The organism is Streptomyces shenzhenensis (assembly GCF_021462265.1).
In the GTDB taxonomy this organism is placed as follows: Bacteria; Actinomycetota; Actinomycetes; order Streptomycetales; family Streptomycetaceae; genus Streptomyces; species Streptomyces shenzhenensis.
The window spans coordinates 64,023-74,520 of the sequence record NZ_JAJONF010000048.1 but is presented as its reverse complement, the minus strand read 5'-3'; the positions used below and the strand labels follow the sequence as shown (position 1 = coordinate 74,520).

Sequence of the window (10,498 nt, the reverse complement as noted above, 5' to 3'; positions counted from 1 at the left end):
ACACCAGCGCTACTGGCTGGAGTCGAGCCGGTTCACCGACCGCGCGCCCCGTCCCGTGGCCATCCCGGCGGCGGAGGGCGGCGTCCCCCGCGATCGCTTCGCCTCGCTCTCCCCGTACGAGCTGCTCGATGAGATGCTGAACCTCGTCCGGCTGCACGCCGCCGTGGCGCTCGGGCACGACTCGCCGGAGCCGATCGTCCCTGAACGGACCTTCCAGGAGCTGGGCTTCGAGTCGCTGACGGCGGTCAACCTGCGCCGCCGGCTGGTCGCGGCGACCGGCCTCGACCTGCCGGTGAGCGTGGCCTTCGACCATCCGACGCCCCTGTTGCTGGCCGAGCATCTCGCCGGGCTGGCCGACGGGAACGACGACGATCTGACCGACGCGTCGGACGACGAACTGTTCGCCCTGATCGACGCCGACGGCTCGCAGGAGACGCCATGAGCGACGAGGCCCGGCTGCGGGAGTACCTGCGCAAGGCCACGGCCGCGCTGCAGGAGGAACGGCGGAAGGCGGGCGAGCTGGGTGAACGGCTCGCCGAGGCGGAGCGGTCGCGAGGGCAGGATCCGGTCGTGGTGATCGGGATGGGCTGCCGCTGGCCCGGCGGCATCGACACGCCGGAGGCACTGTGGCGGGCGCTGGTGGAGGAGCAGGACTGTCTGTCCCCGTTCCCCGCCGGCCGGGGCTGGGACGTGGCCGGTCTGTACGACCCGGAGCCGGGGATCCCGGGACGGTGCAGCGTCCGGGAGGGCGGATTCCTGACGGACGCGGGGTCGTTCGACGCGGAGTTCTTCGGTTACTCGCCGGAGGAATCCGCCGGGACCGATCCCCAGCAGCGGCTGCTCCTGGAGACCGCGTGGGAGGCCGTGGAGAGCGCGGGGATCGATCCGTCGACGCTGTCCGGGTCGCCCACGGGTGTGTTCGTGGGCCTCACCCCGCAGGGATACGCGGGGACGGACGGCGGGCGGGAGCGGCCGCAGGAGGGCACGGACTACCTGGCCGTCGGGACGCTGCCCAGTGCCGCGTCCGGCCGTATCGCGTACACCCTGGGGCTGCACGGCCCGGCGCTCACCGTCGACACCGCCTGTTCCTCCTCGCTCTCGGCGCTCCATCTGGCCCGGCGCTCGCTGCTGTCGGGAGAGTGCTCGCTGGCACTGGCCGCGGGGGTGACCGTGATGGCCGTGCCCGACGTGTTCCTGGAACACAGCAGACTGAGCGCGCTGGCCCGGGACGGGCGGACGAAGCCCTTCTCGGCCGAGGCCGACGGCGGCAACTGGGCGGAGGGCGTGGGGGTTCTGCTTCTTGAACGGCTGTCGGACGCCGAGCGCGGCGGGCATCCCGTGCTGGCGGTGGTACGCGGCACGGCGGTGGGGCAGAACGGCACCAGCAACGGACTGGCCGTGCCCAACGGGCCGGGGCAGCGGCGGGTGATGGCACGGGCGCTGGCGGACGCCGGACTGTCGGGCGCGGATGTGGACTACGTCGAGGCGCACGGCACCGGGACCCCGCTGGGTGACGTGATGGAGGCCGAGGCGATGCTCGCGGTCTACGGCCGGGAGCGGCCGCCGGACCGGCCGCTGCTGTTCGGGTCGGTCAAGTCCAACCTGGGCCATGCGCAGTCGGCGTCCGGGATGGCCGGGATCATGAAGGCGGTGCTCGCGCTCGGGTACGGCACGGTCCCCGCGACCCTCAACTGCGAGCCGCCGCTGGAGACCGTGGAACGAAGCGGCGGGGTGCTGCGGCCGGTGCCGGCCGCCGTGCCGTGGCCGCGGACGGACCGGCCCGGACGGGCGGCCGTGACGGCGCTCGGCGCGGGCGGCACCAACGGGCATGCCGTCCTCGAAGCACCCGCACACCCGCCGTGGCCGGCGGACCCGCCGTCAGGAGCGTCCGCCGGGCCCGCACGGGATGTGCGGGCGCTGCCGTGGCTGCTGTCCGCGAAGGACCCGGCGGCCCTGCGCCGGCAGGCCCGCGGACTCCTCGCCCACCTCGACGCGCACCCGGCGCGGTGGTGCGACGCGGACATCGCGTACTCCCTCGCGGTGACCCGTGGTGTCTTCGGGCACCGGGCGGCGGTGGTCGGCGCCGACCGGGGACAGTACCTGGCCGGGCTGCGGGCGCTGGCGGACGGGGAGCCGTCCCTGTGGGTGCGGTCGGGGGCCGCCCGCACCGGCCGGACCGCGCTGGTCTGCGCCCACCCTGTCCCCGCCGGTCTGCCCTCCTACGACCGGCTGCCCTGGGAGTGGCCGGCCTTCCGGGACGCCGTCGCCGATCTGGACGAGGCGCTCGTCCCGTACACCGGCGGGCGGCCCCTGGGAAAGCTGCTGGCGGCTTCGGAACCGGAACCGGACGCGCCGGTGGCCGCGTTCGCGCTGCACGTGGCGTACGCCTGGCTGTGGCAGGCCTGCCTGGCCGGTCCCGTGGTGCTGCTCGGCGAGGGCCGGGCCGGGCGCTGGGCCGCCGCCCATCTGCGCGGCGACCGCACCCTGGACGCGGCGCTCGCGGGGCTGCTGGGCGGCGACGAGCCGCCGGACGGGCCCGCCCCGACGGGCCCGGACTCCGCGCTGGTCCGCCTCGCCACCGCACCCTGTGCCCAACTCGACTCTTTTGCCCACCAGTTGGCCGGAGCTTTCGTCGCCGGGGTGCGACTCGACCGGGAGGCGGTCTTCGGCGGGCCCGGGGTACGGCGGGTGCCGCTGCCGACCTATCCGTTCGCCAGGACACACCACTGGTACGCCCAGCCCAGCGACCGCTCCCCCGAACAGAGGTGATCCACCGTGTCGTTGACCGACGCCGTGCTGTCCGGGGCCTCCCCCGGCGACCTGGCACGGGCCCCGCTGCCCGGGCACTTCACCGCCGCGCATCTGCGCGTCGAGGACGAGGGGGTGTTCGGCGACGCCCCCGACAAGGACGTCCGCCGCACCCTGCGCGTCGGCGAGGTGCCAATGCCCGAACTGGCCCCGGACGAGGTGCTGGTCGCCGTCATGGCCAGCTCGATCAACTACAACACGGTGTGGTCGGCGAAGTTCGAGCCGCTGTCCACCTTCCGGTTCCTGCGGGCGTACGGCCGGGAGGGCGGCTGGGCGGCCCGGCACGACCGGCCGTTCCATGTGCTGGGTTCGGACGCGGCCGGGGTCGTGGTCCGGATGGGCTCCGGGGTGCGGCGCTGGCGGATCGGCGATCACGTGATGGTGAACGCGGCCCGGGTGGACGACCAGGAGCCCGCCAACCAGGCGGACGGCATGCTGGGCGAGCACCAGCTCGCCTGGGGCTACGAGACGAACTACGGCGGGCTGGCCCACTACGCGGTGGCGCGGGCCAGCCAGCTCATCCCCAAGCCCCCGCACCTGACCTGGGAGGAGGCGGCGACGGTCCCCGCCTGCGCGGGTACCGCGTACCGCATGCTGGTCAGCGATCGCGGGGCCCGGATGAAGCAGGGCGACGTCGTGCTGATCTGGGGCGCCTCCGGCGGGCTCGGCGCCTACGCGGCCCAGCTGGTGAAGAACGGCGGCGGGATCGCGGTGGGCGTGGTCGGCTCCGAGGAGAAGGCGCGGGCCGCCCGGAAGCTCGGGTGCGACGTCGTCGTGAACCGGGAGGAGGTCGGCGTCGGTGACGACGAGGGCGACGACCCCGAGCTGACGCTCAAGGCCGGCAAGCGGATCGGGCGGATCGTCCGGGACGCGGTGGGCACGGACCCGGACATCGTGTTCGAGCACGTGGGCCGGTCCACCTTCGGTATCTCGGTGTTCGTGGTCAAACGTGGCGGAACGGTCGTGACCTGCGGCTCCAGCACCGGTTACGTCCACCAGTTCGACAACCGCTATCTGTGGATGCGGCTCAAGCGCGTCCTCGGCAGCCATGTCGCCAACCTCCAGGAGCAGGTCGAGTGCGCCCGGCTCTTCGCGCTCGGCGGTCTCGCCCCGGCGCTGTCCTCGCTGTTCCCGCTGGACCAGGTCGGCGAGGCGACCCGGCTGGTGCAGCTCAACCGGCACATCGGCAAGGTCGGCGTGCTCTGCCTCGCACCCGAGCCCGGCCTCGGCGTCACCGCACCGGGACTGCGCGCCCGGATCGGTGAAGAGGCCCTGAACCCGCTGCGGGAGTTCGCGGCCGGTCCGGCCACCCTCAGCTGACCTGCACCCCCTGTCCCCTGTCCCCCTGTCTTCTCCTTGTCCCTTGTGCAGAAAGGCGGATCCCATGACCGACTCCACGCAGACGCTGCCCGTGCCGGAGGCCGTCGGCAAGCTGTACGACCGGCTCACCCTGACCGCGCTGAACGACGGCACGTTCAACCCCAACATCCACATCGGTTTCTGGGACACCCCCGACTCCACGGCCACGCTGGAGGAGGCGGTCGACCGGCTCACGGACGTGCTGATCGAGCGGCTGCTGGTGGACGACTCGGCCCATGTCCTCGACCTGGGGTGCGGGGTCGGCGGCCCCGGCATCAGGGTGGCGCGGGAGACCGGCGCCCGGGTCACCGGGATCAGCATCAGCCAGGAGCAGGTGAAGACCGCCAACCGGCTGGCCGCGGAGGCCGGGCTCGCCGACCGGGCGGAGTTCCGGCACGCGGACGCGATGAAACTCCCCTTCGAGGACGGCACGTTCGACGCCGTGATGGCCCTGGAGTCGATCATCCACATGCCGGACCGGGAGCAGGTGCTCACCGAGGTGGCGCGGGTGCTGCGGCCGGGCGGCCGGCTGGTGCTGACGGACGTGTTCGAGCGGGCGCCGAGGAAGGCGGTGACCCATCCGTCCATCGAGAAGTTCTGCCGCAACTTCATGGTGACGCTCGCCGACGCCGACGACTACGTCGCCATGCTGCACCGGGCCGGGCTCAGGCTGCGCGGACTGCTCGACATCACCGAGCACACGATGCAGCGTACTTTCACCGAACTGGCCCGCCCGGCCGCCGGCGCCGAGCGCCCCGAGGCCCTCGGCCAGACCAACCTGCCGGACCTGTTCCGGCCGTCCGACATGGTGGGCGTCGACGAGTTCGGGTGCCTGCTGGTGGCGGCGGTACGCCCCTGACCCGCCGTACGCGGAAGCGGCCTTCGTCCGCACACGTGCCCCGGCCACGGAGCACGCGTCCGGCACGAAGGCCGTGGGCGCGACGCGTCCGGTCAGCGCAGCGAGCGGTACAGGGCCAGGTGGCGACGGGCCGCCTCGGCCCAGGTGTGGGCGGCGGCCAGCTCCCGTCCGGCGGCCCGCCTGGCCGGGTCCTCGGCCGTGAGGGCGTGGCCGAGTGCGGTGGCCAACTGGCCGGGCGTGGCGGCGAAGTGGGCCGCCGGGCCGAAGACCTCGCGCAGGACGGGCAGGTCCCGTACGACCAGGGGGACGCCCGCGGCGAGTGCCTCCATGGCGGCGAGGCCGAAGCCCTCCTTGAGCGAGGGGAAGGCGAAGGCGTCCGCGGCGGCGACCAGGACGGGCAGCTCGTCGTCGGGCACCGGGCCCAGCACGAGTGGTGCCACGCCGAGTTCGGCCGCCCGGGACTCCCAGCGGGCGCGGTAGTCGCGGTAGTCGAAGAGGGTCTCGCCGCCCGCGACGACCAGCCGGACGTCACGGTGGTCGGCGCGCAGCAGGGCGTACGCCTCCAGCAGGTCCAGGGAGCCCTTGCGCGGTTCGATGCCGCCGACGGTGAGGAGGTAGCGGCCCAGGCGGGAGCGCACGCTCGCCCGCGCCGCCGGATCGGTGGTCGCGAAGCGCTCGTAGGCCACGCCGTTGGGGATCACCTCGGCCGTCAGGGCCCAGCCCGTCCGGAGCTCGTCCGCGACCGCCGTCGACACGCAGACGTGCGCGTACGGCTCGACGATGGCCCGCTCGTGGCAGGCGGCCAGCTCGGGCGTCGTGAAGTGGTCGATGTGGTGGACGGTGCGGACGCAGCGGCCGACGGCGTTGGCGCTGATGCAGTCCTGGGCGTGGACGATGTCGTACGGGGCGGGGTCGAAGGCGTCGCGGAGGGTGGCGATGGAGCGCACGACGCGTTGGCCGACCGTCTCGCCGGCCGGGCCGTCGGCGAACGGCACGATCCGCAGCCGTACCGCCGGGGAGACGGGCCGGAAGAAGCCCGTGTCGCCGCCCCGGCCCAGCGTCCACACCGTCACGTCCTCGCCCAGCGCGGCGAGGGCCTCGGCGAGGTGGAGGGTGTGCACGACGCCGCCGCGCGGCTTGGTGGAGTAGCTGAGCAGGGCGATCTTCACGAGGCTGCTCCCGGAGGTCCGGCGGGCGACGGGTGTTCGCGGTAGGCGGTGGGGCGGCGCTCGTCCAGGTGGCGCAGGACCCGGCGGGCGCGGTCGATCTCGGCGGCGACGTCGATCTCGGCGACGGCCAGGCCGGCCTTGGTCCAGGTGCGGGCGAGGATGTCGCCGCCGGGGCTCACGACCTTGGCCTGGCCGAGGAAGCGCATGCCGCCCATGGCGCCGGTCTGGTTGGAGGAGGCGAGGACGAGCTGGTTCTCGGCGGCGCGGGCCTGGTCGTAGAGGTCGAAGAGCCTGGCCTGGCGGTCCTGGGCCATGCGCGGGGCGCGGTTGGTGATGGAGGTGGGCCAGGCGGACAGGCAGGCGAGGACCTCGGCCCCGTCGAGGGCGAGCGAGCGGGCGGACTCGGGGAAGGTCTTGTCGTAGTCGATGAGCATGCCGAGGCGCCCGACGGGGGTGTCGAAGGCGTCGAAGCGGTCGCCCGGCGTGTAGGCGGCGGTCTCCCCGGCCGGGAGGTGGACCTTGCGGTGGCGGCCGAGGACGCCGTCGCCGCTGACGCAGACGGCCGCGTTGAAGCGCTCGTCGCCCGCGTCCTCGCAGTAGCCGACGCACACCACCAGCTCGGCGGCCAGCCGGGCGACCCGGTGGATCAGCGGGTCGTCGGGCTTGAGGGCCGGGGGCAGCGCCTCGGGATCCGGGTGGCGCAGGTCGGCGAGGTAGCCGCCGAGGGCGGCGTCCGGCAGCACGAGCAGTCCGGCACCGCAGGCACGGGCGTCGTCGATCAGCTTGGCGATGCGGGCGAGGTCGAACTCCAGGTCGCGGCCGAAGTGGGCGGCCGCGGCCGCGATCCGGATCGTGCTCATGCGGTGACTGCTCCTGCGTACGTGTAGGTCTCGGGCCGCCGGTCGCGCAGGTGCCCCATCGACCGGCGGGCGGTCCCAAGTGCCTGGGCGACGTCGAGTTCGGCGACGGCGATGCCGGCCGTGACGCCCGTGTCGGCGAGGACGTCGCCGCCGGGGTCGACGACCTTGGCGCTGCCGACGAAGCGTAGCGACCCGAAGGTGCCCGCCTGGTTGGCCGACAGCCACACGATCTGGTTCTCCAGGGCGCGGGCCCGGTCGAAGAGGTCGAAGCGGCGCTTCCAGCGGTCCTCTTCGAGGTTGGCGGCCGCGTTGGTCCGGGCGCCCGGCCAGGCCGACACGCACACGCCGATCTCCGCGCCGTCCAGTGCCAGTGCCCGGGCGGACTCCGGGAACGCCTTGTCGTAGCAGATCATCATGCCGATCCGGCCGACCGGGGTGTCGAAGGCATGGAACCGGTCCCCGGAGGCATAGGACGCGTCCTCGCTCAGTGGCTGGTGCACCTTGCGGTGGTTGCCGAGCACACCGTCGCCGCAGACGCAGACGACGCTGTTGTAGCGGTTGCCGTCCCCGTCCGCCTCGCAGTAGCCGGCGACGACCGTCATCTCCCCGGCCAGGGCGGCCAGCCGGCGGATCTCGGGGCCGTCGAGGGCCAGGGCGGGCGGACCCTCGTCGAGTTCCGCGGCGTCGTCGAGGCTGAGCAGGTATCCGCCCAGGCACGCCTCCGGCAGCGCGAGCAACCGTACGTCCTGCTCCCGCGCCCGCTCGATCAGCTGTTCGGCGACGCGGAAGTCCTCCTCCAGGTCCCGGCTGAACTCGGCGGCGACGGCCGCCATCCGCAGCGTGCTCATGCGGCTCCCATCCCGGTCACCGTCGAGGTGACCGCTTCGGTGATCTCGCCGTCGGGCCAGCGCAGCCCGACGCCTTCTCCTGTGGTCAGTTCGCCGCACACGGCGCCCGTGGCCGGTCCGGCGGGCAGGGGCGGGGCGCCCGGTCCGTCGGCGGTGAGCATCGCGTAGCCGGGAAAGCAGGTCAGCCAGTCGCCGACGGTCGCCCCGGACGGTCGGGGCACGGCGGCCACGTCGAGCACCGCCCGGCAGCCGCTCGCCTCGGCGAGCATGCCGAGGGTGCCGGCGATGCCCGCCATCGACACGTCCTTGGCGGCGGCCGGCCGGGCGGCGGCGACCGCGCCGGTCATGGCGCGCAGATCGTCCGCACGGCGGTGGCTGGTCGAGTCCCACTGGCGGCCCCGGTATCCCGCGCGCCAGCCACCGCCGAGGTCGGCGGTCAGCCGCACCTCGTGTCCCGGACGTCCGCCTCCGCCCGGCACCGGACGCGCCGTCCGGCCCAGCGCGGTCACGGAGAGGGCGGCCGGAACGCCGAGCTGGGTGTGCCCGCCGAGGACGGGGACGGCGTAGGCGCGGGCCGCCCGGAGGAGACCGCCGAGTATCCGTTCGGCGTGCGCCCCGTCGCGTGCGCCGAGGGCGTCGAGCAGGCCGAGGGGTGAAGCACCCATCGCCGCGAGGTCGTTGACGTTGACGAGGACCGCGCACCAGCCGGCCCACTCGGGGTCGCGCTCGACCATGGACGGCACGATCGCGTCGCAGGCGGCGATCACGTCGGTGCCGGGGACGGGGGCACCGTCGTCGCCGACGAATCCCGCACCGCCGAGGACGGCCCGCGACGCGCCCCGCCGGGCTCCGCCGGCCGGGTCCGGGGCGCCGGCGCGGCCCGCCGGTCCGAAGGCAGCGGTGAGCAGCGGGCCGAGGGCCGACTTCGTGGCCGCCGCCTGCTCCGCGATCCGGCCGATGGGCCAACGCATCAGCAGGTGCGGCGTGTTCGCGACCTCGACCGGGCGTACGGAACGCCAGCCGAGCCGCCGGAACAACGGCTCGCCCCGCACCTGGACGGTCGCCTCGAAGCGCAGTACGCCCGCCGCCTCGGCCCGCGCGCACGCGGCCCGCACCAGTGCGGCACCGATGCCCCAGGAGCCGCGGGCACCCGGCGCGACGACGAGCCGGCCGCCCGCCCACCAGCCGAGGTCCGGACCGTCGTCGACCGGTCCCAGCCGGACCCCGCCGAGGACCGTGCCCGCGGTGTCCTTGGCGACCAGCACCAGCGTGCGCGGGTCGGTGTCGCGGTCGTCCAGGTCATGGCCGTCGAACAGTCCCTGTTCGTGCACGAACACGTCCTGCCGCAGCCGCCGGTAGTCCGCCAGCTCGCTTCGCGTTCGCGCCTCTTCGACGCGGAAGGAGGCCGCACGGGCAAGGGTGCTCCGGTCGCCCAGCAGGGCCAGGATGTCGTACGGCCCTTCTGCCGCCGCCGGCGCCCCGGATCCGTCGAGCAGCACTACCCTCACCCGCCCGCCGTCGACAGCACGCTGCACGCTCCGCAGGCCGCGCACCCCGCCCCCTGGTCGGCACCGCGCATCCCGGCGGCCCGCAGCTTGGCGGCGACGCCCTCGGTGACGTACCGCAGCAGTTCGGCGCTCGGGGCGGTGACGCCGTCGCGGGCGGCCAGGGTGCCCCGCATCGGGCGGAAGGGGACGACGAAGGGGTACACCCCCCGGTCGATCAGGGCCGCCGCGCCCGCGACGAGTTCGTCGGGGTCCTCGCCGAGGCCGACCAGGAGGTAGGTGGAGACCCGGTTGGGTCCGAAGACGCGTACCGCCTCGTCCCAGGCGGCTTCGTACGCGGACAGCGGGACGGTCGCCTTGCCGGGCATCCAGCGGCGGCGCACGGCGTCGTCGAGGGACTCGACATGGATGCCGACGGCGGTGGCGCCGGCGTCGCGCAGGGCGCGGATCCAGGCGAGGTCGGCGGGCGGTTCGCACTGGACCTGGACGGGCAGACCGGGGACGGCTTCGAGTACGGCGCGCACCGAGCGTACGAGGTTGCGGGCGCCGCGGTCCGGGCCGGTGGTGGTGCCGGTGGTCATGACCATCTGCCTGACGCCGTCGAGCCGTACGGCGGCCTCGGCGACCTCGGCGAGCTGCGCCGGTGTCTTGGCGGCCACCGTGGCGCCGGAGCGCAGGGACTCCTCGATGGTGCAGAACCGGCAGCGGTCGGACTCGGCGTAGCGGACGCAGGTCTGGACGACGGTGGTGGCGAGGACGTCGGCGCCGTGCAGGCGGGCGATGTGCTCGTAGGGGATGCCGTCGGCCGTGGTGAGGTCGTAGAACCTGGGGCGCTGTACGGCGGTGAGGGTGAGGCCGGTGTCCTCGTCGCCGAGCCACACCCGGCCGTCGCGGACCCGGTAGGGGCTGTCGGGATTGCGGGGAAGCGCGGCACCGGCACCGTCGACGAGGACGTGGCCGTCGTCGCTCGGCCCCGCGCCGTCCGGCCGCCGTACGGGGGCGTCCGACGCCACTCCGTGCAGGGCGAGTTCGGCGCGGGTCGTGATCCGCACATCCACCGTCGTTCCGGTGCCGGTGCTCATGGCGGTCT

Annotated in this window: 9 protein-coding genes; 4 read left to right on the top strand and 5 right to left on the bottom strand. The window is 74.4% G+C overall.

Annotated features, from left to right (window positions below; translation table 11 throughout):
• The 4 genes from LQ326_RS38940 to LQ326_RS38925 all read left to right on the top strand — a co-directional run.
• Nucleotides 1-442 (top strand): acyl carrier protein (locus LQ326_RS38940; RefSeq protein ID WP_234543800.1); only part of this gene is annotated, 442 nt, incomplete at its 5' end.
• Nucleotides 439-2,769 (top strand): type I polyketide synthase, encoded by a 2,331-nt coding sequence (locus LQ326_RS38935; RefSeq protein WP_234543799.1) that lies wholly within the window; start codon nt 439-441, stop codon nt 2,767-2,769. The genes LQ326_RS38940 and LQ326_RS38935, both read left to right, overlap by 4 nt.
• Before the next feature lie 6 nt (nt 2,770-2,775).
• The gene (gene ccrA, locus LQ326_RS38930) at nt 2,776-4,128 is read left to right on the top strand and encodes a crotonyl-CoA carboxylase/reductase (RefSeq protein WP_234543798.1); all 1,353 of its coding nucleotides are present in this window, start codon (nt 2,776-2,778) and stop codon (nt 4,126-4,128) included.
• A 64-nt stretch (nt 4,129-4,192) separates the two neighbouring features.
• Nucleotides 4,193-5,026: an SAM-dependent methyltransferase gene (locus LQ326_RS38925; protein WP_234543797.1), complete on the top strand. Its 834-nt coding sequence runs from the start codon at nt 4,193-4,195 to the stop codon at nt 5,024-5,026.
• 92 nt (nt 5,027-5,118) lie between these two features.
• Here LQ326_RS38925 and LQ326_RS38920 read toward each other — a convergent pair whose 3' ends face one another.
• Genes LQ326_RS38920 through LQ326_RS38900 form a run of 5 tightly spaced genes read right to left on the bottom strand, consistent with a single transcriptional unit; the run spans nt 5,119 to nt 10,490 of the window.
• Entirely contained in the window at nt 5,119-6,195 is a 1,077-nt protein-coding gene (locus LQ326_RS38920; RefSeq protein WP_234543796.1) for an MSMEG_0565 family glycosyltransferase, read from the bottom strand.
• Entirely contained in the window at nt 6,192-7,055 is an 864-nt protein-coding gene (locus tag LQ326_RS38915; RefSeq protein ID WP_234543795.1) for a carbon-nitrogen hydrolase family protein, read from the bottom strand. The genes LQ326_RS38920 and LQ326_RS38915 overlap by 4 nt, the downstream gene beginning before the upstream one ends.
• Entirely contained in the window at nt 7,052-7,903 is an 852-nt protein-coding gene (locus tag LQ326_RS38910; RefSeq protein WP_234543794.1) for a carbon-nitrogen hydrolase family protein, read from the bottom strand. The genes LQ326_RS38915 and LQ326_RS38910 overlap by 4 nt, the downstream gene beginning before the upstream one ends.
• Nucleotides 7,900-9,411, bottom strand: coding sequence for an MSMEG_0567/sll0787 family protein (locus LQ326_RS38905; RefSeq protein WP_234543793.1), 1,512 nt, complete (start codon nt 9,409-9,411; stop codon nt 7,900-7,902). The genes LQ326_RS38910 and LQ326_RS38905 overlap by 4 nt, the downstream gene beginning before the upstream one ends.
• Nucleotides 9,408-10,490, bottom strand: coding sequence for an MSMEG_0568 family radical SAM protein (locus LQ326_RS38900; protein ID WP_234543792.1), 1,083 nt, complete (start codon nt 10,488-10,490; stop codon nt 9,408-9,410). Before LQ326_RS38900 ends, LQ326_RS38905 begins: the two co-directional genes overlap by 4 nt.
• Nucleotides 10,491-10,498: the final 8 nt, after the last annotated feature.

Bases quoted from the DNA above. Each gene is read 5' to 3' on its own strand.
- LQ326_RS38910 (WP_234543794.1), bottom strand. From the start codon at position 7,903: ATGAGCACGCTGCGGATGGCGGCCGTCGCCGCCGAGTTCAGCCGGGAC.
- LQ326_RS38925 (WP_234543797.1), top strand. From the start codon at position 4,193: ATGACCGACTCCACGCAGACGCTGCCCGTGCCGGAGGCCGTCGGCAAG.
- LQ326_RS38915 (WP_234543795.1), bottom strand. From the start codon at position 7,055: ATGAGCACGATCCGGATCGCGGCCGCGGCCGCCCACTTCGGCCGCGAC.
- LQ326_RS38900 (WP_234543792.1), bottom strand. From the start codon at position 10,490: ATGAGCACCGGCACCGGAACGACGGTGGATGTGCGGATCACGACCCGC.
- LQ326_RS38935 (WP_234543799.1), top strand. From the start codon at position 439: ATGAGCGACGAGGCCCGGCTGCGGGAGTACCTGCGCAAGGCCACGGCC.